A 23,381-nucleotide genomic window follows, 5' to 3' on the forward strand; every position below is an offset into this window, starting at 1 on the left:
GTGTTTCTCCGTCCTCAGTTCAGGTCGTCGGGGGTGGACAGGGTGCCGCGGACCGCGGTGGCGGCGGCGACGAGCGGGGACACCAGGTGGGTGCGGCCGCCCTTGCCCTGCCTGCCCTCGAAGTTGCGGTTCGACGTCGACGCGCTGCGCTCGCCGGGGGCGAGCTGGTCGGGGTTCATGCCCAGGCACATCGAGCAGCCCGCCTGCCGCCACTCGGCGCCCGCGTCGAGGAAGACCTTGTCCAGGCCTTCGGATTCGGCCTGCGCGCGCACCCGCATCGAGCCGGGCACCACGAGCATCCGCACGTTCTCGGCCACGTGGTGGCCGCGGATGATGTCCGCCGCCGCCCGCAGGTCCTCGATGCGGCCGTTGGTGCAGGAGCCCAGGAACACCGTGTCGACGTGGATGTCGCGCAGCGGCGTGCCGGGGATGAGGTCCATGTACGTCAGCGCCTTTTCGGCGGCGACGCGCTCGTTCTCGTCGGCGATGTCGGCCGGGTTCGGGACGCTCGCGGTGAGCGGCAGACCCTGGCCGGGGTTGGTGCCCCACGTCACGAACGGCGCGAGCGAGTCGGCGTCGATGACGATTTCCTCGTCGAAGACGGCGTCGTCGTCGGTGCGCAGTTCGCGCCAGGCGGCGACGGCGGCGTCCCAGTCCTCGCCCTGGGGGGCGTGCGGACGGCCCTTGAGGTACTCGAAAGTCGTGTCGTCGGGCGCGATCATGCCCGCGCGGGCACCCGCCTCGATGGACATGTTGCAGACCGTCATCCGGGCTTCCATCGACAGCGTCTCGATGGCGCTGCCGCGGTACTCCAGGACGTAGCCCTGGCCGCCGCCGGTGCCGATCTGGGCGATCACCGCGAGGATCACGTCCTTCGCGGTGACACCGTGGCGCAGCTCACCGTTCACGGTGATCGCCATCGTCTTGAATGGACGCAGCGGCAGGGTCTGGGTCGCCATCACGTGTTCGACCTCGGACGTGCCGATGCCGAAGGCCAGCGCGCCGAACGCGCCGTGCGTGGAGGTGTGGCTGTCGCCGCACACCACGGTCATGCCGGGCTGGGTGAGGCCGAGCTGCGGGCCGACGACGTGCACGATGCCCTGCTCGACATCGCCCATCGGGTGCAGCCGCACGCCGAACTCCGCGCAGTTGCGGCGGAGCGTCTCGACCTGGGTGCGTGACACCGGATCAGCGATTGGGAGGTCGATCCCAATCGTTGGCACGTTGTGGTCCTCGGTGGCGATGGTCAGATCGGGCCTGCGCACCGGCCGACCGGCCAGCCGCAGACCGTCGAACGCCTGCGGACTGGTCACCTCGTGAATGAGGTGCAGGTCGATGTAGAGCAGGTCAGGTTCGGCGCCGTCGCCACGGCGCACCACATGCTGGTCCCAAACCTTTTCGGCGAGCGTCTTAGCCATCGCTCATCACCATCAACTTCCCACGGACTGGACTTCCCATATAACGGGAACGTAGTATCGAGTTGTGGGACAGCATAGCGGCATCGGGGTTCTGGACAAGGCAATGGCCGTACTGCAGGCCGTTGCGAAAGAGCCCTGCGGGTTGGCGGAGCTGTGCACCAAGACCGGACTGCCCAGGGCCACGGCCCATCGCCTGGCGGTCGGCCTTGAAGTGCATCGCCTGCTGCGCAGGGGTTCTGACGGTCGGTGGCGGCCGGGAGCGGCGCTCGGCGAGCTGGCGGGCGGCGCGACCGACCCGCTGCTCGACGCGGCCACCGCGGTGTTACCGAGATTACGCGACCGGACCGGCGAGAGCGTCCAGCTCTACCGCCGCGACGGCCTGCACCGCATCTGCGTGTGCTCGGCGGAGCCGCAGAGCGGGCTGCGTGACACCGTTCCCGTCGGGACCCGCCTGCCGATGACCGCCGGGTCGGGCGCGAAGGTGCTTGCCGCGTGGGCGGATCCCGCCACGCAGCGCAGCCTCCTGGCCGACGCGGTGTACGGCGAGCGCGCCCTGCTCGAGGTCCGCAGGCGCGGGTGGGCGCAGAGCGTCGCCGAGCGGGAACCCGGTGTGGCCAGTGTTTCCGCCCCGGTCCGCGACGCCACGGGCACGGTCGTGGCCGCGGTGTCGGTCTCCGGCCCCATCGACCGGATGGGACGCAGGCCGGGCGCACGCTGGGCGGCGGACCTCCTCGCCGCCGCGGACGCCTTGCAAAACCGGCTGTAGTCGGTTGTGTGCCGCCCGGCAGCGTGTGTCGGGCGGCACACAACGAGACGCAATCGTCATCGCGGCTGAGTAGTGCTACGGATCTCTTTCGGGTCGAGCCAGGCCATTCTCAGCGCATGCCAGCCGAGAGAACCGCACTCGCGCGTCTCGCCGAGGAGATCGACGAACTTGGGCGCCGCCTGACCCTGGTCGGCGCGGAACTGCGGACGCTCCACACGTCTGCCGCCCAGCCGACAGTGCCGACAACGCCGCCGCCATCGCCGACAACACAGTCGGCGCAGCAGCCACAGCAGGCACAGCCCTGGCAGCCGTCGGGCGAACCGGTGGCCGCGGCCGGTCCGATGCCGTACGCCGCACCGGTGTGGCCACAGGCGCCCATGGGACAGGTGGGACAGACCCCGCCGCCCGGGTACGCCTGGCCGTCGCCGCCGATGGTTCAGCCGATGCCCGCCATGGGGCAGCCGCCGAGGTGGCCCGCACCCGCGCCGGTCCGCCGGGAGTCGCTCGGCGAGAAGCTGGGCAAGGAGGGCGCCGGGAGCAGGCTGCTGGCCTGGATCGGCGGCGCCGTCACGCTTCTCGGGATCGTGCTGCTGCTCGTGCTGGCGATCCAGCGCGGCTGGCTCGGACCGCTCCCCCGGGTCCTCGTCGGCGCCGGGTTCGGCCTCGCGCTGGTCGCGGTCGGCCTGCGCCTGCACCGCGATCCGGCGGGCCGCACCGGGGCCTTCGCCCTCGCCGCGACCGGCATCGCCGTGCTCTACCTGGACACCATCGCGGCCACGACCCTCTACGAGTACCTGCCCGTCGTCGTCGGCTTGGGCGTCGCGCTGGCCATCGTGGTCGGCGGCCTGCGACTGGCCACGCACTGGGATTCGGCGTTGCTAGGCACTGCAGTGGTCCTCGGCTGCGCGGTGTGCGCACCCCTCATCACCCAAGGGTTCACGCCGACGCTGGTGACATTCCTGTTGGCGGTCCAGTTGGCGACCACCCCGGTTCAGCTCGGCAAGGAGTGGACCCCGATGGTCTGGGGTGCCGGGATCCCGCCGCTGCTGGCGTCCGCGGCGAGCACCTTCGCGTTGGCGAAGCCTGGTTCCTGGACCAACACAGCGGCCGCGGTGGGCGCGGGTGTGGTCGGCGTCGGGCTGGCCGTGCTCGCGACCCGCCGCCGCCCGGCGGACCCGGCCGCGCTGACCCTGCTGGCCCTCGCGGCCGCGCCGACGCTGATCGCCGCGCTGTTCCTGCCGAAGTCCCAGGCCGTCCTGCTGGCCGCGGGCGCCGCTGTGGTCCTGCTGGGGGTGTGCGTGGCCCTGCGTGGGACGGCCGGACAGCTGGCGGGCATCGCCGCGATGGTGGCGGCCTTCCAGGCGACGGTCACCCAGTTCGACGGCACCGCCCGCACCGCGGTCCTCCTCGCGGAGGCGCTGCTGCTCACCCTGGTGGCGTGGCGCGTGCGCAAGGACTTCGCGCTCGCCGGGGGCCTCGCGTTCGCCGTGGTCGGCGGCCTGCTCGCGTGGAGCACCGACTTCCCGCCCACGATGATCGCCGAGTTCCGCCCGTGGACGTCGGGCAGGCTCGCAGGCGCCTGCCTTGTCGCCGCGCTGATCCTCGCCGTCTCCGTGGCGCTGCCGTGGACGGCCGCACGGTTGGGCAAGCTCGGCGCCCCGGGGACGACCATGCCGCCCTGGGTGTTCGCCGGATTCCTGGCGCTCTATGGGGCGGCGGGAGTGGTGCTGACCGCGTCGCTGCTGGTGTTCCCGGGCCGGACGGGATTCCTCGTCGGGCACGTGCTCATCACGGTCTCGTGGACCGCGGCGGCCCTGGTGCTGCTCGTGCGCGGGATCAACGTGCCCGCGCTGCGGATCATCGGCCTGGTGCTGGTGGGCGCGGCCGTCGTCAAGCTGATCCTGTTCGACCTGTCGGCGCTCGACGGCATGGCGCGGGTCGCCGTCTTCCTCTGCGCGGGCCTGATCCTGCTCGCCGCGGGCACCCGCTATGCCCGGCTGGTCGCCGCCGCCGCCCGACCGCAAGAGCAAGGTCCGTAGCCGCACGGGGGTTTCGCCGTAGATCGGCCGGATGTCGTAGTGCGAGACGCGCCGCACTGGCCGGTGTGGAGCACCTTTCTCCCGGGACGGCCGGTGGCCGCGAAAGGATTCGCGGCCACCGACGCTGTCCTACTGGGTGTCCGTCGCGGTCAGCGTGATCGGCACCGCGGCGCCGAGCCAGAGCTGGGTCAGGACGTAGCGGGTGCCGCTGGGCAGCGTGCCCGACTCGTCCGCCGAGGAAGACGCGGCGGACCCGGTGGGCTGGCAGGCGGCGTCGTAGAAATACAGGTCGAGGTCGTACGGGGCGGGTGAATCGCCCTTGACCTCGACGTTGTGCGCGCCGTCGCCGAAGCTCGCAGGCACCTCGGTCACCCAGCCGTCGGCGCCCTGCGCGGGTGCGGCGGGCACACCGCACGCCGTCGTGAGGGCCGTGGCGGTGACACCGGTCGGCGCCGTCCCGGTGGACGGGTTGGCCGCCACGATGGTGCCGGTGTCGGTGACCGGCTCGTCCGGCGGGAGCGGCGGGAGCGGGTCGATTCCCTTGACCTTGCCGGAGAACACCTGCACTTCGGCGGTCTGCACGACCGTCTTCGTCTCGCCCTGTGCCGAGTCGGTCCAGAAGCGGATGTACTGCGCCTGCACGGGCTTGTCGAAGGTGAACGTCCGGTAGTTCAGGTCCGGGGCGGTGGGCCGCGGGGCCTGGTAGCCGAACGCCGCGGACTCGGTCCGCACGGTCTTCCAGTTCACGCCGTCGGTCGAGGTCTGCAAGGTGAACCCGCGCAGGGCCTCGAAGCGCGACGTGGTGAACGCGCTGACCTGGATCGCCGAGACCGGGGCCGTCTTGGCCAGCTTGACGGTCGCCTTCCCGGTGCGCGGAGCGGACTTCCAGGTGCTGCCCGCGGTGTCGTCGAGCAGGTTCTCCGCGCCCGGCGTGGTGCTGTCGACCACGGTCGCGCCCATCGCCGTCGAGGCCAGGTTCGGGCTCAGGGTGAACTTCCGCGCGGTGATCGCACCCGCGCCGACCGCGACGTCGTCGAAGGTCTGCGTGCCGAACCCGGGGGCGGAGATCGTCACCGGGTAGCGGCCCGCGGTCACCGGGGCGGAGAACGCTCCGGTGGCCGAGGTGGTGCGCAGCGGGGTCACCCTGGCCTCGAACCGGCCGAGCACGATCTTCGCGCCCACCACGGGCGAACCGGTGGCGGCGTTGACGACGGTGCCGGTCAAGGTGCCGTTGCGGGCCGGGTCGAGGTGCGTGAACGACGGCACGGGATCGGTGTCCTCGCCGCCGTCGGTCGCCGCGCCGACGCCGAGTCCCCGCTGGGCGAAGGCGCCGAAGACGAGGTCGACGACGGTGTCGTAGTCCGACCGCGAGTGGTAGCGGTTGTCCAGCGCGGTCCGCATGGCGTCACGCATGTCCACGAAGGACGGGTCGGGCGGGGACAGCGGCATCGCGTCGGTGACGATCCGGGCGGTCATCTCCCCGCCTTGCGCCTCACCGAATTTCGCGACGAGGGACTTGCGCACGTCCCACAGGATGGTCGTCCAGATCTCGCCGTCCGAGTGCACCTCCGGACCGCCGAGGTCGTAGCCGATGTCGCCGAAGGTCGTCGGGTTGCGGTCGTAGTCCCAGTTGCGGATGCCGCGCTCGCCGTTGCCGGTGGCGTACTCGCCGACGACGGCCTTGCTCGCCAGTCCCTTGCCGTAGAGGTAGTTCAGCGCGTACCAGTCGCCCCAGCCCTCGCCCATCGAGCCGGACTGGTGGGCGTTGAGCGAGTTGTCCTCGCCGCTGACGTACCGGTTGGACAGACCGTGGGCGTACTCGTGCTCGATGACCGACGCGTCGAAGTTGCCGTCGGTGTACGGGCCCTCGAAGGCGTCGTTGATCGGCTCCCACAGGAACATCCCGCTCCACGGCGGGATCCCGTCGGGCAGCGTGAGCATGTAGGCGTTGTCCCGGCCGGTGTAGGTCGGCGCGCCACCGGAGGCGGCGCCCGCGTGCACCAGGCCGATGATCGGGTCGCCGCCCTGCCCGCCGTTGCCGTTGTTGTTGACCTGGAAGTTGCCCGCGGACTCGGTGAAGCCGAGTTCGGCGAACTCGTCGTGGATGCGGTTGTGGTGGAAGAACAGGTTGGTGGCGGCCGGATCCAGGTCGAGCGCGTAGCTCGGCGGGACGATCGCGCCATTGGTGCGGGCCCAGTTCGCCGCGTAGGCGTAGTTGAACTGGGAAGTCGGGCTCACCGGGCGCGGGCCCTGGTCGGCGGGGACGAGGAAGTTGGAGTAGTTGGCGTAGGTGTTGGCGTTGTTGCCGAATGTCGTCGGGCCCGGCAGGCCCGCAAGCCCGGTCGGATCCACCCAACCCGCGGGCGACTGCGGGGTGGGGCCGAAGGGCTTGATGACGGGGTTCCCGCCGCGCGCGGCGCCGGGGTGGTTCTCGTAGACGGTGCCCTCGGACTCGTGCGCGACAAGGTTCGCGCGGTAGAGCACGGCGCCGGTCTCCGCGTCGACCATGGTGTCCCACGCGGCGTCGAGCGCCTTGACGAACAGGACCCGGTAGGCGGGCCGGGCGCCGTCAGCGGTGGGGAAGGCTGCCCGCTGGACGTAGGACTCGGCGGCGAACGGTCCCTTGACGAAGGTCTGGAAGCCGGCGCGCTCACCCGCGCTCGTCGCGGTGAAGGCGACTCCGGGCGCGAGTGCGGCGGCGACACCCTGCAATGCCTGCGCGGAGCTGAGCCGGTAGTCGCCGCGCAGCTCGCCGCCGCGGGCGGTCGCGCCTGCGTAGGACAGCACCCGACCGTCGGCGGTGACGGCGACGACGAGGTGGCCGCCTCGGGCGGCCCGCACTCCCTCGAAGGTCTGGGCGAAGGTGACCAGCCGGGTGCCGGTGCCCGCCAGTTCGTGCTCGCGCACGACGGCCAGGCCCGCCACCTCGGCCGAGCCGAGCCCGAACGCGGCGCGGTGACTGTCCACGAAGGACCTCGCGATGACCGCGGCGGCGCCGGTCGCCGGCCCGGTCAGCCAGCCGCCGTCGCGCCGGATGGTGCGTGGCGTCCCGAATCTCGGATCCCACGTGACGCGCGTGCCACTGCCCGCCTGGGTGGCCAACCGGTTGGCGGCGGCGAGTTGTTCCCCGGTGGGGGTGACGTCGGTGGCGCGGCGCACGTCGACGCCCTCGCCTGGGGGCGCCGCCGGGTCGACGGTGACCGAGTTGGCCGCTGGAACGAGCGCCACTGTGGTGGCGACGGCCAGCGCGGCCGCTAGTAGCGGACGGACACGCATGATTGCTCCTCACGTGCACGAGCAGGGGATCCGATCGGACGTGAATCGGCCGGATGCCCTGGGCGCAACAGCGGAGGAGCGGAATTACGCCATTTGTCGTAACGCTATCGGAAAGTCGGAATCACGCTGGGTAGCAAGGTCGGCAGCCCTGGCCTGGTGCGCACGCTGGGCGTGGTCGTGGTGACCTGCGGTGGTTTGGCCGGACCGCCCGCCGTGACCGGGACGACCGACGTGGTCGGGAGCACCGCCTGCGCGGGTCGGGTCGTGACCGCGGTGGACGTCGTGGACGTGGGCGATGGCTCGACCGCGAGGGCGCGCAGCCGCTCCATCTCGGCCCGCAGGCGCCGCTCCTCCACCGGGTCGCGGACCTCGTCGATGAGTTCGCCCGCCCGGTCGAGAAGGGCTCGCGCGGACCGCAGGTCGCGGCGTTCGATGGATCCCCGCGCGTCCCCGAGAACCTGTTCGGCGGCGGCGATGGCGACCCGGTTGGGCCCGGCCGGGGCCGTCGGCGCGGACGGCCCGCCGGTCTGGCCGCCGGTGAGGGAGACGACCCCGACGCCCGCCGCGATGACGGCCGCGGCGGCGGCCAGCCAGCGCACGACCCGACCGGCGCTTCGCGGCTTCGCGGCCGGGGGCGCGCTCTTGCGGGGTCGGGCAGCGGGCGCCACGACCGGGGACTCGAGGAACGCCGTGGTCTCCCCCGGCACGGGCTGCTCGGCGGACAGCAACGGTTCGAGCGTGCCGACGTGCGGCACATAAGGCGGGGACGGCTCCGAGACCGCGGGCGGCGTCATCGAGTCGTCGGCGGCGGTCCCTGATCCGGGTCGGTCCGGGAGGGCCGCGCGCCACTCCGCGAGCAGGGCGATCGGGTCGGCGGCGTCCGCTACGGGATCGCCACGGCCGATGCGGTCGAGCAGGTCGTCGTCCGCGGCGAGGCGGGCGAGGTCGATGGCGAGCCGGTCGTCGGTCATGCCACCACCTCGTCGGCCGGATCCCGCGTCCACTCCCGCAGGCGCGCGAGCGCCCTGGACTGTGCCATGCGCACGGCGGCAGGCGTCATTCCCAACACCGCCCCGACCTCCTCCGCGGACAACCCGGCGGCGATTCGAAGCGTGATGATCTCACGTTGGGTGTCCGAAAGATGATGGAGCATCCCGGCGACCCGCTGGAACAGATCCGCCGACAACGCGTGCCGCTCCGGGCCGGGCGCCTCGTCGGCGGGCTCGGGCACCCGGTCGAACGGAAACACCGAGGACGCCTTCATGGCCGCGCGGTGGGCGTCGGCGACCTTTCGGGCGGCGATGGCGTAGACGTACGCGGTGAACGGCAGCCCGCGGTCCTGGTAGCGGCGCAACGACTGGAAGACCGCGAGGCACACCTCCTGCGCCACGTCGTCCGGCGAGGCATAACCCCGGCCCGACGCCCCCAGCCGCGCCCAGCAGTAGCGCAGGATGCCCGGTCGGATGGCGGCGAGCAGCGCGGCCTCGGCCCGCGAATCACCGCGCACCGCCGACCGCACGGTGTCGCTGTCGACCTCCGCCATCGCCACGCCCCTCCGCCTGCCGGGATCGCCGGACTCAGGGGGACAACGACGGCCGGGCCGACAGGTCACTCTGACATGGCGCCGGCCCGCCGGCGCGGCTCGGGTGGGTTACCTGGCCTTGACTCGCGACCCGATCTGGTCTTGGCTCGCGGCCCACTGACCTACATCAGTGGGCCAGGCAGTGTGACTCGCCGGGGCAGCTGCGCAGGAGCTTGACTTCCGGCGCGCCGGTGATCGCGCCCGCCGTGTCGGAGGTGGCGGGGGGCCACTGGATGGAGATGGCGATCGACGACGAGTTGTTGGTGTAGTCCTTCTCGATCAGGCCGCGGTCCTCGTTCACCGTGTGGACCAGGTCGTAGGTGCCGGACGGCACATGGGTGATGTCCAGCCACTGGTAGCCGATGCGGTACTCGTACTCGTCGCCCGCGCCGACCGAGATCCCCTGGGTCACGTCCAAAGCGGAGGGCTGGTGCATGGCGCAGTAGTTCTCGCGGAGGTACTTGGCGAGGCGGCCCGTCTCGCTGGTGTCGTCGCGCGGGGTCTGGGCCAGGCTGTCGGCGTCCTTGGTGACGTAGCGGTCGCCCAAGCAGAAACCGTTCTTCCGGTCGCTCACCACCGTCGCACCCAGGTGGTCGCGCAGCTGGAAACGGTCGAAGCCGTTGAGGTGCCAGTGGTGGTGCGACTCCGCGGGCTCGTAGTACGCCGTCGCCGGGGTCCAGGCCTGCGCTTGGCCGTAGCTCTTCGGGAGCGGTCCGCCCGGACCGACCTGGAAGGCCTGGCGCACCGACATCAGCGGCTGGTCGACGCTGTCGCGGTGGCTGAAGAGCAGCATCGGACCGTCGCCGACGTTGTCCACCGAGGTGGTGAACCGCAACCGGACCGCCTTGGCCTTCCCGAAATACCCGATGCAGCGCCCCTTGGGAGCACCGGGGTCCTCGACCAGGCAGACATCCCAGTCGGTGCAGGTCGCGGGATCACCCGCGAAACCACCAGGACAGCCGACCGGGCCCTGACGCAGATCCGGGACCATCGTCTCGGCCATCGCGCCCGCCTGAGCCGATGGCGCCAGAACCGCCGCCGCCATCACCGCGGCGGCCAGTGCCGCATACGTCCTGATCATGTGTTTCACGTCCGTCCAGCGATCTTGATCAGCAACGCTCGACCCTAGCGACGGCCGCGACGAACGGTCTACAGAGGACAAGCCAGATTCACTCGATCGATGGGGAAAGAAGAGCCGGACGTGCGCGGGTCATCACGCGTTGGTCAGGATTCCGGCCACCCGGTTGGCGAGCCCGACACTGGAGTTCCAACTGGTGACCTCCGGATAGACATGTGCCGTGGTGGCCAGCAGCAGCGGGGTTTCGGCGACCTCGATCGGCGGCTGGTGGGTGAGGAACCCCAGCGGGTACACCGGCTCCACGAAGGGCGCCTTGAACACCTGGACGTCCTCGATGTCCTCGGCGGTCAGGCCGATCCCCGCGTAGAGGTCCACCAACTGCCCGGCCCACCTGGCCGCGATCGCGTCGCCGTCCTCGCGGTACAGCGCGGATTCCCGGTCGGTGTAGCGCATGGCGTACACCAGGTGCCTGCCGCCGTAGGCCTCGACGCCCGCCAGCTCCGACATCTCGATCACGCCGTCGAAGTCGGTCCCGGAACGCAGCACCGGCGTCCAGTAGTGCCCGGTCAGTGGCCTGCGCAGGAAGAACAGCGCGTTCACCACACCCTGGTACGGCAGCCGCAGCCCCGGCAGCCGCGCGGCCAGGTCGGCGTCGGCTAGACCGCGCAGCAGTGGCAGGGACACAGTGGACACGAGGTGGTCCGCTTCGAGGATCTCGTTGTCCGCCAGCGTGATCCGCGCCCGGTCGCCCTCGGCGGACACCTGCCGCACCGGGACCGACGTGCGCACCGTCCCGCCGTGGGACTCGATCGACGTCCGCAACCCGTCGATGAGCGACTTGTAGCCGCCTTCGGGATAGCCGCGGGTGGCGACGTTGCGCTCCCGGCCCAGCCGCTGCCACAGGTAGAGCGCGGGCACGTTTCCGAAGGACGGACCGAACTTCGAGCCGAACATCGGCGCGAGCAGGTCCTCCCACACCTTGTCGCCGTACAGCCCGCGCAGCCAGTCCTCGGTCCGGGTGGTGTCGAGGTCGCGGCCCTTGCCCAGCCGCCGCAACAGCAGCGAGATCGCACCGAACCGGATCCGGTCGAGCGGGCCGAGCGGACGGAACCGCAGGAGGTCCAGCGCCGAGTTGAACGGGTGGTGCGCGCCGTCGACGATCATGCCCATCCGGGTCGGGCGCCACCGGATCGCGTCCCGCAGGCCGAGTTCGCCGAGCAGCCCCAACAGGTTGTCGTCGGTGGGCATGACGCAGTGGTAGAAGCGCTCCACCCAGCGGTCGCGCCACGGGAAGAAGGTGCCGAGCCCGCCGAGCTGGTCGCTGCCTTCCAGCAGGGTCACCCGCATTCCGGCCCGCGCCAGGCGATGCGACGTCGCCAGTCCGCAGATCCCGCCACCGATCACCACCGCGTGCCGTGCTGTCGCGGTCATCGGTTCACAGCTCCCGGTACGGGGCGGGCGCGAGCCGGTCGCGGACCAGCAGGCTCAGGTACTGCACGATCGTGCGGCGCAGCTTGAGCTTGCTCGGGCCGCGCTTGCGGTCGTAGCGCAGTTTCAGTGGCACCTCGGTGATGACCGGGTGGCAGTGCCGCAGCTTCAGCAAGAGTTCGACCATGCAGGCGAAACCCTGCTCCTCGATGAGGCGCTCACCCCAGTGCAGGCTGGCGCGTTCGAGCAGGGTGACCCGGTAGGCGCGGAACCCGCTGGTGAAGTCGTGCACCCCGTCGACCCGCAGCATCCGCCGGAACAGGGTCGCGGCGCCGCGGGAGAGCAGCCTGCGGAACGCCGGAGCGGTGTCGTCATCGCCGCCGTCGGTGAACCGGGAGCAGATGACGACGTCCGCGCCTGCCGCGATCTCCGCGCGCAGCAGCGGGATCACCCCCGGATCGTGGGTGTCGTCGGCGTCCATGACCACCACGATGTCGTCCTGCCCGGCCGATTCCAGGGCGGCGCGCAGACCTGAGCGCACGGCCTGGCCGAGACCCAGGTTGATCGGATGGCGCACCAGCCGCACGTCGAGCCCGTCGACGCCGGCGGCGGCGACCTCGGCCGTGGCGTCCGACGAGCCGTCGTCGACCACCCACACCGTCAGCAGCTCGGCGCGGCCGACCTCGGCGAGTCTCGCCAGCAGCGGCGGCAGTGACGCCGCCTCGTTGTAGGCGGGCAGCACCACGTGCGAGTGGCAGGTGGTCGGTGTCGCCGTGCGGCTCGGAGCTGTCTGCAAAGTCGCGGCCACTGTCGCGTCGGCGCTCGGGGCGGTCTCCGACATGGTCCGCGACGTGCTGTCCCGTAGTACCACTGGCCCCCATTACGTTCGTTTTCCGGCTGGGGCCAGAATTATTTGCCTGCGTGGGGAATGCGCCTTCGACCACCCCGGCCTTTGTCGTGCAGAATGCGGGCGAACGCGGCCCCGATCGGCTAAAAACGCCTTGCCACACAAGTCTTGAGTCACCCGAAGGGGGGATCAGCGAACTCTCGAACAGGTGAATCACGACGCTAGCAACGCAATTCGGCCGGTATCGGGTAGTCAATTTCCTCGTTCAGGTGAACTCTAATGGTTGAAGGTGGTCGAATGTGACTGGGATGCCTCAGCGAAGGTCGTGGAAACCAGGATCAGATTTCACCCGAAAAGGTGGTTCTGGGTGAATCCGACAAGCTCCACGGTCACCTCGCTTCCCGCACCGAGGAGGCGACTGGCCCCGCCGCGACCACGGCAGACAGAGGGCACGTGGGCGACCGACGCACTCAGTCGGGTGAACGGCGTCGCGGTCCTGCTCGTCGTCGTCGACGTGGTCGCCCTCGCGGCCGCCTCGGTGACCGTCGCGCTCGACTTGGCATGGACGCTCGCGCTGGCGGGCGCGCTTCTCACCTTCCGCGGGAGCAGCCGGATCTACCGCAGGCGCTTGCGGCTCTCCTGGCTGCACGAGCTGCCGCGGTCGGCCATGGCCACGGCCACCGTGTTCGCCACCCTCACCTGCGCCGCCCTGGTCCTGGGGGTGTCCGCGGCCACCACGGCGGCGGCCCAGTGGGCGGTGCTGGCCTTCGTCGCCTACAGCGAGCCCGCCCGGGCGGCGGTGTTCGCGCTCGGCCGCTGGTGTCGCCGCAAGTTCGACCGCTGCGACCGGTCCCTGGTCGTCGGCGCGGGCAAAGTGGGCGCCGACCTGGTCAGGGCCATGCTCGACCACCCCGAGTTCGGCCTGCGCCCGGTCGGGTGCCTCGACACCGGCCCGGTCCCCGCGGCGCTGCCGGTGGACCTGCTGGACGAGGACCTCGCCGAGGCGATCACCCGGCTGCGGGTCGGCACGGTGATCCTGGCGTTCTCGCACCGCGACTCCCCGCTGGTGGAGGCGGCGATCACCGCGCACCGGCTCGGCTGCAACACGCTGGTCGTCCCGCGCATGTACGAACTGCACGCCGACGGCCCCGACATCGAGCGGGTGCGCAGCTACCCGCTGATGCGCCTGGGCACCGCCCCCACGAGCCGCCCGAGCTGGTGGGTCAAGCGGGCCTTCGACCTCGTGGTCGCCGGGGTCGCGCTGATCCTGCTGGCGCCGGTCATGGCGCTGTGCGCGCTGGCCGTGCTGCTGGAGAGCGGCAGGCCGGTGCTCTTCCGGCAGGTCCGGGTCGGCATGGACGACGAGACCTTCGTCCTCTACAAAATCCGCACGGTCCGAATGCGCGGCGACGACGATTCGCAGAGCCGCTGGTCGGTGGAAGGCGATTCCCGGGTCGGGCCGGTGGGCCGATTCCTGCGCCGAACCGCGCTCGACGAGTTGCCGCAGCTGTGGAACATCATTCGCGGCGAAATGTCGGTGGTCGGCCCGCGACCCGAAAGGCCGGGTTTCGTTCGCGAATTCTCCGCGATTCACGAACTATACTGGGCGCGTCATCGGGTGCCGACCGGTCTGACCGGTCTCGCCCAAGTCCACGGTTTGCGCGGAGACACCTCGATCGGCGACAGGTGCCGCTACGACAACTATTACATCGCGAATTGGTCATTGTGGCTGGACCTCAAGATCTTGCTGATGACGGTGGGTGAGCTGGTATGCCGACGCAATCGATGAACACCGTGGGCGCGGCTTCGCGCGGACGACTCGGCCGCGCGTTGGCGGGCGTTGTCCTGATGTCCGCGACGGCCTGTGCCTCCAGTTCGGCCGGGGAATTCGACGCCCCGCCGCCGAAACCACTCGCGCCCTGCGCCTGGTGGTACGGAATCGGTGATTCCCCGACCGCGGCGGAGCTCGAGTCCGCGGCGAAGCGCTATCACGTCGTGGTGCTCAACTCGTGGGAAACCAAGGCCATGCGCAAGCTCCACGAGCTCAATCCCAAGATCAAAGTATTGGTCTACAAGGACCTCTCCAGCACCCGCAATTACCCGGGCGCCGTCATCGGCGACAAGGACGCCGACCAGCTGCCGACCGGTCTCGGCTACCTCAAGACCCAACGCGAGCATCCCGAGTGGTTCGCCGTGGACACCGCCGCCAAGCGCATCGAGTGGCAGGGCTACCCGAGGCACTGGCAGATGACGACCTGGGTCAGGCAGTACCAGGAATCCTGGGCGTACGCGGTCACCAACGAGGTCACCCGCGAAGGCTGGGACGGGGTGTTGGCGGACAACGACTTCAACTCGCTGAGCCACTACTCGCCCGCGGTGCTGGCGGGCACGGCGAACGCCGCGGCCACCGACCGGCTGCTGCGCGACGGGCTCGACGCGTTCCTCAGCGTCGCAGGCGATTCCCTGGAGAAGGCCGGGAAGTTGTTCATTCCCAACGTGTCCGAGACTTTCCTGACGCCGGGCCGGTGGACGGCGCACTCGCGCTTCGCGGGTGCGATGGAGGAGAACTTCGGTTTCCGCGACGACAACGGCGCGGGCGGCCTGCTGACCTTCCAGGGCAACGAGTGGAAGGAGCTGCGCGGCCAGGCCGCGCTCGGCGAGTCCTGGCTGCTGCTGGTGACCCGCGCGCGAAGCCAGCGCGAGGAGCGCGTCGGGTACGCCAGCGCCGCGCTGCTGGCCGGTCCGTACACGTGTTGGAACCTGGCGACCACGCCCGACTACAGCAAGCCCGAGTTGTCGCGGCTGCACGGCGCCGGACTCGGCGAGGCGGTCGAGGCGGCCACCCGGCACCCGAACGGACTGTGGACCCGGGAGTTCACCGGTGGCTGGGTGGCGGTGAATCCGACCGGGGCGGCCGCGGACGTGGCGGTGCCCGCCGGTCTGGTCACTGTCGACGGAGCCGCGGTGACCTCGCCGCTGCGGATCACGGCCGCGGACGGCGCCGTGCTGGTCAAACCCAAGACGAATTCACCCACACCAGTGCCGTGAGTCATCGAATGGGTGGAATTTCGCGGCTAAGTAGCGGAAATCCGGTACGGATCGAAGTCGATCAACCAGTGCCATATACCTCGAAAGGGTAATAGGAATACAGCCCGTACGCTCCCGACACATCATCGAGCACGACATTCTCAGGGAGCATCGTGCGCGGCTATCTCGAACTCGCGGCGTCCACGACGATGTATGGGCTGGGGATCGTGGCCCAGACCATCGCGGCCCGGCGGGCTGAGCAACGGCCCGGGTCCGGCCTCGGTCTGCTCGCCCGACTGGCGACCGACCGCATCTACCTTCTCGGATTCGCCGGACAGGTCGGCGGGTTCGCCCTCGCTTTCCTTGCCCGGGAATCACTTCCGCTCTACCTCGTCCAGGCAGGCTCATCGTCGGCGGTCGGGCTCGCCACCGTGTTCGGCGTGCTGATGCTGCGCTGGCGGGTCCGCGGAATCGAGATCGCCATGCTGCTGGTGATGGCCTTCGGCCTCGCCCTGCTGGCCGCGGCGTCCACACCCTCGGTGGCGAACGACATCCCGACCGGCACGGGGCTCGCGATGCTCGGGCTGCCACTGCTCGCCGGGGCCGTCGCGGTGCACTTGGGCCTGGTGACGACCGCCGTCCCGCTGGCCATCTTCGCCGGGTTGGCGTTCTCGGTCGTGGCCATCACGAGCCGCACGATCGCCGACGAGTCGCTCCTGTCGCTCATGCTGCATCCGCTGGCGTGGCTGATGCTCGTGGCCGCGCTGGTCGGCCAGGCGTGCTTCGCCATGGCGCTGCAGCGGGGTTCCACCACGTCGACCGCCGCGTCGATGGACGGCACGACGGTGATGATCGCGTCCGCCGTCGGCGTTCTCGCCTTGGGCGACCAGATCGCGCCGGGCCGGTCCTGGTGGGTGGCGCTGGGCCTGACCCTCGTCGTGCTCGGCGTGCTCGTGCTCGGCGCGGCCTCGCGGTCCGCCCCCGCGGTCGTCACCACGGGAGCCCGGGAGGTCGGTTGAGCGCGCGGCCGGTCGCCAGCGTCTCGCTGGACCTGGACAACCTGTGGGCATACCTGAAGACCCACGGCGACCCGAGGTGGGAGCGCAGGCCGAGTTTCCTGCCCGCCGCCGTGCCGCGGCTGCTGGAGGTCTTCGGTGAGCACCGGCTGACCAGCACGGTGTTCGTAGTCGGAGCGGACGCCGAACGCGAGGACGGCGCCGCGGCCATCGGCGCGATCACCGCGGCCGGACACGAGGTGGCGAACCACTCCTTCGGGCACGAACCGTGGCTGCACCGGTATTCCCGCGCCGAACTCGAGGCCGAGGTGGCCAAGGCCGAGGAGGCCATCGTCGGCGCGGGCGCCCCACGGCCGACGGGGTTCCGCGGGCCGGGGTTCAGCGTGACCAGGGACCTGCTGGAGGTGCTCGCCGAACGCGGCTACCGCTACGACGCGACCACGCTGCCCACCTGGATCGGCCCCCTGGCCCGGGCGTACCACAACCGCACCGCCCCCAACGCGGGCGAACCGGGTCGCGACGACCTGTTCGGCGGATTCTCCATGGTTCGCGGGCCGAACACGCCCTACCGCTGGCGAATCGGGAGCACCGGGCTGACCGAACTGCCGGTGACCACGATGCCGCTGGTCAGGACCCCCATCCACGGGTCGTACCTGCTGCAACTGCACCAAGCTTCCCCCCGGTTGGCGCGCGGGTATTTCCGTACGGCGCTGGCCTTGTGTCGGGTCCGCGGTGTGTCGCCGTCGCTGCTGCTGCACCCGACCGACGTCCTCGGTGCCGCCGAGGCGCCCGGGATGGAGTTCTTCCCGGGCATGTCCGTGCCAAGTGGACAGAAGGTCGCCCTGCTCGGGTGGGTGCTCGGCGAACTGCGCAGGCACTTCGATGTCGTGGGCACCGGTGAGCACGCCACCCGGGTCGACGCCCGGCTGCGCGACCGGGACGTGAGCCGGGTGCGCCGATGCGGGTGACCCAAGCCGCCGCTCCGCGATGGACGAGCGCACGAGCTTCCTGGCATACCCCGGTGCTCGGTGTCCTCGCGTGCGCGACGGTGGCCTTGGCGCCGATGGAGGGCTACCTCTTCGAGGTGCACGGCCAACTCGCCAAGGTGGCCCCCGCGCTCCTGGCTGTCGCGTGGGTGGTGATCCGGGTGCGGGAACGCCGTGCCCCGAACGCGCATCCGGTCCACGCGGTGCTCGCCCTGTTCGCGGTGGTCCTGCTGGCCTCGGCGGCGGTGCACGCGGGCGGGCGGTTCACTGTGGACTACACCGTGCGGTGGCTGCCGTTCCTGCTGCTCACCGTGATCATCGCGGACATCGCGGCCAGGGAACTGCCGATCCGGCTGCTGCTCGGCGCCGCGGCGGCGGGCGCCACGGCGGCGGCGGGGTCGGCGCTGTACGCGATGTTCGCGGAGGGCCAGCCCCGGGCCAGTGGACCGGTGGAGGATCCCAACGACCTGGCCTATTTCCTGGTGGTGGCCGTGCCGATGCTCATCGCGGTCCTCCCCGCGCGCCCACCCACGCCTCCCTTGTCGACGACGGCAAGCGTGTCCAGGGCCGCGCCGACTCTGGGCACGATGGTCCCTTCCGGCAGGTGGGCGGTGATCGGCGTACGAGTGGTGGCCGTGCTCGCCGGCGCGACCCTCGTGGCGGGGGCGATGGCGACTCTGTCGCGCGGCGGCTTTCTCGCGCTGACCGCGGCGGTGGGCTGGCTGCTGCTTCGCCGCGTCCTGCCCCTGCGCGTGTTGGCGGGGGCGCTGGCCGTGGTCGCCCTGATCGGCGCCCTGGCCATGTCGCTCGCGGGGCCCGCCCTGGCGAAGGCGCTCGGCGAGAAGAGCTTCATCGCGGGGTCCAATGTGGACGCCAGGGAGCTGCGGTGGCAGGCCGCCGCCCGCATGCTCGCCGAGAACCCGGTACTGGGCGTCGGGCCGGGCGGCTTTCGCAGCGACTACGCGGCGGCCTCGCACAACGCCGAGGTCGGTGAACAGACACCCGTGGCGCACAACATGTACCTGGAAGTCGCCGCCGAACTCGGTCTGCCGGGATTCCTGCTGTTCATCGGCCTGCTCGTGCTGGCCGCCGTCGCCACCGAACGTGCCCTGCGCGCGAGCCGCGACCGCCGACCGATGGTGGCCGTGCAGGCCGCCCTGATCGCGGTCGCGGTGGCGTCCACGTTCTTGTCCCAGCAGTACTACCTGCCGCTGTGGCTGCTGATCGGCCTCGCCGTCGCGGCCGAATCGCGTCTTCACGAACGGAGAGGAAGTGCCGATGCGGGTGCTCCAGGTGATCAGTGAGATGGGTGCGGGCGGCGCCGAGGCGCTCGTCTCCGGCATGGTCGGCGAAGGCGCCGACTTCGGTTGGGAGTCGGCGGTCGCCTCCGGCGGCGGGTTCCGCGCGGACCGGTTGCGGGAGCAGGGTTTCACCACGTTCGAGGTGCCGGTCGCGCGCCGCAGCGCCGTCGGCGTGCTCCGGGCCGCCGCCGCGACCGCCAAGGCCATCCGGGGGTTCGACCCGGACGTGGTGATCGCCCACAACGTCTCCGCGAGCGTAGTGACCAGGGTCGCGATGCTGCGGGCGCGGCGGCGGCCGGTGCTGACGATCTTCCACGGAGTCGCCGACGCCGACTTCCCCGGGGCAGTCCGGCTGCTGCGGCGCACGTCCGACGCCGTGGTGGCGGTCTCCTCCGTCACCGCCGATCGGCTCCGCGTCACCGGGCTGACCACACCGGACCCGGTCGTGGTCGCCAACACGGTGTTCCCCGAGCGGCCCACCCTCGACCGCGCCGCGGTGCGGCGGTCGCTGGGCGTGGTGACCGAGGCTCTGCCGGTCGCCCTGTGTCTGGCCCGGATGGAACCGCAGAAGCGCCACGACGTGCTGCTCGACGCCTGGGCGCGGCTCGGTGGCGACGCCGTGCTGTGGCTGGCGGGAGACGGGAGCACGCGCTCCGCCCTCGAAAAGCAGGCAGGCGAACTCGGGCTTGCCGGCCGGGTCCGGTTCCTCGGCAGCCGGTCGGACGTGCCGAACCTGCTCGCCGCGGCGGACGTGACGGTGCTGACCAGCGACTGGGAGGGCATGCCGATCGCCGTGCTGGAGTCGCTGGCCGCGGGACGCCCGGTCGTCGCGTCCGATGTGGACGGTGTGCGGGAGGCGCTGGCCCACGGCGGTGGGATCACCGTGCCGCCCCGGCAGCCGGACGCGACCGCCGCCGCCTTGCGCACGCTGCTGTTCGACCCGGCGGCACGGGCCGCCGCGGGGGCCGCCGGACCGGCGGCCGGACACGACCCGCACACGCTCATGAAGTCCTACGACGAACTCATCCGGACACTCGCGGGAGCGCGGCTGTGAAAGCGATCCTCACCAGGACTCCCCTGTCGGTGTTGGCGGGTCTCGCGGCGGGCCTGCTCATGGCAGCCGTCGTGCTGATCGGCGCCGAGGCGCGCGGCGAGGTGTTCGAGGGCCGGGTCGGGCTGCTCGCCCAACCGGTGCCGGGCGCGCAGACGCCGTACGGCGAAGTCGTCTCGCTGGGGCTGCCCGCCATGGTCGAACTCGCGCGCAGTCCCTCGGTGCTGGAGGCCGCCACCCACGGCCTCGGGATCTCCCCGGCCGAGCTGGCCAAGAGTGTGTCCGTCGAGTTGGTCCCCGCGTCGGCGCTGGTGCGACTGGCTGTGCGGGCGCCCACCGAGGCCCAGGCGCAGACGGCCGTGTCCGCCATAGCCAAGGCGATGGTCACCGCGGATCTGCTTGCCCCGGCGGGAAAGTTGCGGCTCGTCGACGAGCGCGCCGAACTGACCAGGGTCGCCCCGGACCGTCCGCTGGCCTTCGGCCTGGCGTTGGCGGCGGGCGCGGCGGCGACCCTCGCCACCGCCACCGTCGTCACCCTGCGCCGAGCCCGGTCGGTCGGCGCGGCGCTGGGCGCGGCCGGTGTGCAGCACGCGGTGACGGTCGTGCGCGAGGACGACACAGACCTGGCGGACCGGCTGGCCGTGCTGTGCGCGGCGGCGGCGCGGCCCGCCCGAGTGGTGGCGGTCGCGCCGGACCTGGCCGACCGCGCGGACGCGTTGGCGGAACGACTGCCCGACAAGACCGGTGAGCCCGGCGATGGGAGTGCGGTGATCGTGATGGTGCACAAGGAAAACCCGGAGGAGGCGGCGACCGTGGTCGGCCTTCTCCCGCTGTCCTCGGTGCTGGTGGCGGTGGTGCTGGCATGAAGGACCGCACCCTCCGCGTGGTCACCGGTCTCGTCGCTGTCGTGGGCGCGCTGAGTGCCTGGCGCGCGCTGCAGCCGTCGCTGCGGGTTCCGATTCCCACCCTGGCCAACAAAGCCGAAGAGCGGATGCAGGACTTCCGCGACGCCCTGTACTTCCCGATCCGGGAGTTCATGGACGGCGGCAACCCGTACAACCCGGCGGTGATGTTCGCGAACTGGCCGGTGCGCCAGGACTTCAACCTCTACCAGCCGTATCACCTGGTGCTGCACCTGCCGTTCGCGCTCCCGTCCTACCGGGTCGGCGCGGTGACGTTCACCGTCGTCTCGTTGCTGCTGCTGACACTGCTCGCGTGGATGGCGGCGACGCACGTGCGGGTCCAGGTGCCGATTCCGCTGGTGCTCGGCACGGTGGTGCTGGCGACGCTGCTGGTGACCAGCCAGCTCGGCAAGGCGCAGCTGTACGTCGGCCAGGTCAATCCCCTCATCGCGGTGGGCGCGGCCGGGGCGTTGATGGCCCGGTCCAGCCATCCGCGGTGGGCGGCGCTGGCGCTCGCGGCGGCCTGGCTCAAACCGCAGTTCGGCCTTCCGCTGGCGATCCTGCTGTTCGCCCGTGGCTCCCGGCGGGTCGCGGTGACCGGCACCGCGATCGCGGCGGTCGCGAGCCTGCCGTGGGTGGTGCTGCTGATCGCGCGCGGCGGCGGGGTCGGCCCGTTCCTGGACGTGATCGCGGCGAACCTGGCGCACGCCAACAGCACCTCCTACGGCGCCGTGGACTCGGTCACGGCGCAGCGGGTCGACCTTCCCGCGGTGCTGTTCCGGGTCACCGGCTGGGTCGCGCCGGGGGCGGAAGCGTTGGCGCTGGTGGGAATCCTCGCGCTGAGCGTGGTCCTGTTGCGCAGGCTCGACCGGCTCGGGGATGCGAACGCCACGGCGATCGCCGATCTCCTGACCTGCCTGGCCGTCGTGGTCGCCGTGGTGCACCAGCCGGGCGACCTGCTGATCGCCGTCCCGGCGATGGCGCTGGTCGCGGCCCTGTGGTGGCGGAACCGGCGGGACCGTGACTGGTGGCTGGTCGGTGTCGCGGTCGTGGCGCTGGCGGTTCCGTTCGCGCATCTGCATTTCGTGGACAACGCGGTCGTCGCGCTGCTCGGCGCCCGGGCGGGCGTCACGCTCGACGGTGTGGCGATCGTGGCGGCCTGGGTACTGCTGGTGGTCTTCGCGGTCCGCCGGGTGCGGGAACCCGTTTTGCAGGGCGCTCGGTGACCGACCTGCTCGGCGTCCGCGCGGCCCGCGGGTCGCTGTGGCTGCTCGGCGTCAACGTGGTGTCCAAGGGCAGCCAGATGGCGGTCACCTTGGTCCTGGCCGCGTTCCTCACCGAGGGCGACCTGGGCACGGTGTCGCTGGTGGTGTCGCTGGTGAACATCGGCCAGGTCATCCAGTCCATGGGTGTCTACGACGTGATCAGCCGCACCGACCGCGACCCGCGGCGGTTCGCGGGGACGGTGCTGACGCTGAGTGTGAGCGCGGGGCTCGTGCTTGCCGCGGCGCTGGTGCTCGCCGCCGACGTGGTCGCCGAGCTGTTCGGCACGCCGGGGGCGGCGCCGCTGGTCCGGCTCGCCGCGGTGACCCTGCCGTTCTCGGCCGCGGGCGGGGTGCTGATGGGGCTGATGCACCGCGACCTGGACTTCCGGCGCCGGATGCTGCCGGACGCGGGCAGCGCGGTGCTGGGCGCGGCGGTCACGGTGGTGCTCGCGGCGCACGGCGACGGTCCGCGGGCGCTGGTGATCGGGTTGCTGTGCACCGCGATCGCGCAACCGGTCCTGGGTGCGCTGGCCGGAGTCCGGTGTCGTCCAGGTTGGGATTCGGGCGCGGCACGGGAGGCGCTGCGGTGGATCGCCGTGGTGGGCCCGGCGGCCATCGTCGCCGTGCTGCTGGTGACGGTCGACTACCTGGCGATCGGGCACGTGCTGGGTGCCGACGCGCTGGGCGTGTACTCGCTGGCGTACCGGATCGCGTGGGTGCCGTACATCCTCGTCGCGGTCGTGCTCGGCGGCGTCGCGTTCCCCCTGTGCGCCGCGCTGATCCGGTCCGGGCGGCGGGCGGAGCTGCCCGCGGTGGCCTGCCGGTTCACCCGCGCCACCCTGGCCGTCACGGGGGGACTGTTCGTGGTCGCCGCCGTGCTCGCTGATCGGGTCGTGCTGCTGGGTGACCGCTGGGCGCCGGCCGCCGGGGTTTTGGCTCTGCTGTGCGGATATGGGCTGGCCATCAGCGTGCTGCAGACGTGGCACCAGGTGATCAAGGCGGCCGGGCACGCCCGGCTGTACCTCGGGTTGCAGGCGGCTCATCTTGTGGTGCTCGTGTCTTTGCTCGTGCCGGGCACCAGGTTCGGGGTGACGGCGGTGGCGCTGATCCAGGTCGGCGCGGCGTGGCTGCTGGTGGGCGGCACGTGGTGGGCGATGGTCCGGCGCGGCCTCGCCTTCCGGCCGGCTGAACTGGCACGGATGGCCTTGGGCGTGGGACTCGCGGGCGCGGTGTGCGCGGCGGCGGGGATGGCACTCGATGGCGGGTGGACGGAGTCGGTGGCGGGCACGCTCGTCGAAGGGTTGGTGCTGCTTGTGGTCTACGGCGGGGTTCTGCTGCTCGTCGACCGGGACATTGTTCGGCAGTTGCGGGGCTTGCGGGCGGTGGGCCGGTGAGGGTG

The 23,381-nt window shown here is 71.4% G+C and carries 18 protein-coding genes; 11 read left to right on the top strand and 7 right to left on the bottom strand.

The genetic code is table 11. The annotated features are described in order from the left end of the window. Positions 1–14: 14 nt before the first annotated feature. The gene (leuC, locus tag C8E96_RS00690) at positions 15–1,418 is read right to left on the bottom strand and encodes a 3-isopropylmalate dehydratase large subunit (protein ID WP_091370828.1); all 1,404 of its coding nucleotides are present in this window, start codon (positions 1,416–1,418) and stop codon (positions 15–17) included. Between the two features lie 64 nt (positions 1,419–1,482). Between leuC and C8E96_RS00695 the strand changes: the two genes are divergently transcribed. Both C8E96_RS00695 and C8E96_RS00700 read left to right on the top strand, forming a co-directional pair. Further along, positions 1,483–2,184, top strand: a complete 702-nt coding sequence (locus tag C8E96_RS00695) for an IclR family transcriptional regulator (protein WP_176926721.1) — start codon at positions 1,483–1,485, stop codon at positions 2,182–2,184. A gap of 116 nt (positions 2,185–2,300) precedes the next feature. Further along, positions 2,301–4,223, top strand: a complete 1,923-nt coding sequence (locus C8E96_RS00700) for a DUF2339 domain-containing protein (protein WP_091370825.1) — start codon at positions 2,301–2,303, stop codon at positions 4,221–4,223. Between the two features lie 129 nt (positions 4,224–4,352). On the opposite strand, the gene C8E96_RS00705 is transcribed toward C8E96_RS00700, so the two are convergent. The 6 genes from C8E96_RS00705 to C8E96_RS00730 all read right to left on the bottom strand — a co-directional run bounded on the left by C8E96_RS00705 (position 4,353) and on the right by C8E96_RS00730 (position 12,428). After that, on the bottom strand, positions 4,353–7,499 hold the full coding sequence (locus C8E96_RS00705) for a M36 family metallopeptidase (protein WP_091370823.1): 3,147 nt from the start codon (positions 7,497–7,499) through the stop codon (positions 4,353–4,355). A 104-nt stretch (positions 7,500–7,603) separates the two neighbouring features. Continuing rightward, entirely contained in the window at positions 7,604–8,470 is an 867-nt protein-coding gene (locus C8E96_RS00710) for a hypothetical protein (protein ID WP_091370821.1), read from the bottom strand. Continuing rightward, positions 8,467–9,042 (bottom strand): RNA polymerase sigma factor ShbA, encoded by a 576-nt coding sequence (gene shbA / locus C8E96_RS00715; protein ID WP_091371392.1) that lies wholly within the window; start codon positions 9,040–9,042, stop codon positions 8,467–8,469. The genes C8E96_RS00710 and shbA overlap by 4 nt, the downstream gene beginning before the upstream one ends. Positions 9,043–9,208: 166 nt before the next feature. After that, a complete protein-coding gene (locus tag C8E96_RS00720) occupies positions 9,209–10,162 on the bottom strand; it encodes a lysyl oxidase family protein (protein WP_091370819.1) in 954 nt (317 codons plus the stop codon). 132 nt (positions 10,163–10,294) lie between these two features. Further along, a complete protein-coding gene (locus C8E96_RS00725; protein WP_091370818.1) occupies positions 10,295–11,590 on the bottom strand; it encodes an FAD-dependent oxidoreductase in 1,296 nt (431 codons plus the stop codon). A gap of 4 nt (positions 11,591–11,594) precedes the next feature. Beyond that, positions 11,595–12,428, bottom strand: a complete 834-nt coding sequence (locus C8E96_RS00730) for a glycosyltransferase (RefSeq protein WP_091370816.1) — start codon at positions 12,426–12,428, stop codon at positions 11,595–11,597. Positions 12,429–12,801: 373 nt separating this feature from the next. Between C8E96_RS00730 and C8E96_RS00735 the strand changes: the two genes are divergently transcribed. From C8E96_RS00735 to C8E96_RS00775, 9 genes are all read left to right on the top strand, one after another. Further along, the gene (locus tag C8E96_RS00735; RefSeq protein WP_091370815.1) at positions 12,802–14,223 is read left to right on the top strand and encodes a sugar transferase; all 1,422 of its coding nucleotides are present in this window, start codon (positions 12,802–12,804) and stop codon (positions 14,221–14,223) included. Then, positions 14,205–15,482: a putative glycoside hydrolase family 15 protein gene (locus tag C8E96_RS00740; RefSeq protein ID WP_228769697.1), complete on the top strand. Its 1,278-nt coding sequence runs from the start codon at positions 14,205–14,207 to the stop codon at positions 15,480–15,482. Before C8E96_RS00735 ends, C8E96_RS00740 begins: the two co-directional genes overlap by 19 nt. Positions 15,483–15,634: 152 nt before the next feature. Continuing rightward, positions 15,635–16,480, top strand: a complete 846-nt coding sequence (locus C8E96_RS00745) for a DMT family protein (RefSeq protein WP_228769696.1) — start codon at positions 15,635–15,637, stop codon at positions 16,478–16,480. Further along, a complete protein-coding gene (locus tag C8E96_RS00750; protein WP_091370811.1) occupies positions 16,477–17,445 on the top strand; it encodes a polysaccharide deacetylase family protein in 969 nt (322 codons plus the stop codon). Before C8E96_RS00745 ends, C8E96_RS00750 begins: the two co-directional genes overlap by 4 nt. A gap of 53 nt (positions 17,446–17,498) precedes the next feature. Further along, the gene (locus C8E96_RS00755) at positions 17,499–18,767 is read left to right on the top strand and encodes an O-antigen ligase family protein (protein ID WP_228772096.1); all 1,269 of its coding nucleotides are present in this window, start codon (positions 17,499–17,501) and stop codon (positions 18,765–18,767) included. Next, positions 18,742–19,818, top strand: a complete 1,077-nt coding sequence (locus C8E96_RS00760) for a glycosyltransferase (protein WP_091370808.1) — start codon at positions 18,742–18,744, stop codon at positions 19,816–19,818. Before C8E96_RS00755 ends, C8E96_RS00760 begins: the two co-directional genes overlap by 26 nt. Beyond that, positions 19,815–20,681 (top strand): YveK family protein, encoded by an 867-nt coding sequence (locus tag C8E96_RS00765; RefSeq protein ID WP_228769695.1) that lies wholly within the window; start codon positions 19,815–19,817, stop codon positions 20,679–20,681. Before C8E96_RS00760 ends, C8E96_RS00765 begins: the two co-directional genes overlap by 4 nt. Then, positions 20,678–21,943 (top strand): glycosyltransferase family 87 protein, encoded by a 1,266-nt coding sequence (locus C8E96_RS00770; RefSeq protein ID WP_091370806.1) that lies wholly within the window; start codon positions 20,678–20,680, stop codon positions 21,941–21,943. The genes C8E96_RS00765 and C8E96_RS00770 overlap by 4 nt, the downstream gene beginning before the upstream one ends. Then, the gene (locus C8E96_RS00775) at positions 21,940–23,376 is read left to right on the top strand and encodes an oligosaccharide flippase family protein (RefSeq protein ID WP_091370803.1); all 1,437 of its coding nucleotides are present in this window, start codon (positions 21,940–21,942) and stop codon (positions 23,374–23,376) included. Before C8E96_RS00770 ends, C8E96_RS00775 begins: the two co-directional genes overlap by 4 nt. The last annotated feature ends 5 nt before the right edge of the window (positions 23,377–23,381 follow it).

Origin of the sequence: Actinokineospora alba (assembly GCF_004362515.1) — a bacterium.
Taxonomy (GTDB): domain Bacteria; phylum Actinomycetota; class Actinomycetes; order Mycobacteriales; family Pseudonocardiaceae; genus Actinokineospora; species Actinokineospora alba.

Bases quoted from the DNA above. Each gene is read 5' to 3' on its own strand.
- C8E96_RS00740 (WP_228769697.1), top strand. From the start codon at position 14,205: ATGCCGACGCAATCGATGAACACCGTGGGCGCGGCTTCGCGCGGACGA.
- shbA (WP_091371392.1), bottom strand. From the start codon at position 9,042: ATGGCGGAGGTCGACAGCGACACCGTGCGGTCGGCGGTGCGCGGTGAT.
- C8E96_RS00710 (WP_091370821.1), bottom strand. From the start codon at position 8,470: ATGACCGACGACCGGCTCGCCATCGACCTCGCCCGCCTCGCCGCGGAC.
- C8E96_RS00760 (WP_091370808.1), top strand. From the start codon at position 18,742: ATGCGGGTGCTCCAGGTGATCAGTGAGATGGGTGCGGGCGGCGCCGAG.
- C8E96_RS00725 (WP_091370818.1), bottom strand. From the start codon at position 11,590: ATGACCGCGACAGCACGGCACGCGGTGGTGATCGGTGGCGGGATCTGC.
- C8E96_RS00705 (WP_091370823.1), bottom strand. From the start codon at position 7,499: ATGCGTGTCCGTCCGCTACTAGCGGCCGCGCTGGCCGTCGCCACCACA.
- C8E96_RS00730 (WP_091370816.1), bottom strand. From the start codon at position 12,428: ATGTCGGAGACCGCCCCGAGCGCCGACGCGACAGTGGCCGCGACTTTG.
- C8E96_RS00700 (WP_091370825.1), top strand. From the start codon at position 2,301: ATGCCAGCCGAGAGAACCGCACTCGCGCGTCTCGCCGAGGAGATCGAC.
- C8E96_RS00720 (WP_091370819.1), bottom strand. From the start codon at position 10,162: ATGATCAGGACGTATGCGGCACTGGCCGCCGCGGTGATGGCGGCGGCG.
- C8E96_RS00770 (WP_091370806.1), top strand. From the start codon at position 20,678: ATGAAGGACCGCACCCTCCGCGTGGTCACCGGTCTCGTCGCTGTCGTG.
- leuC (WP_091370828.1), bottom strand. From the start codon at position 1,418: ATGGCTAAGACGCTCGCCGAAAAGGTTTGGGACCAGCATGTGGTGCGC.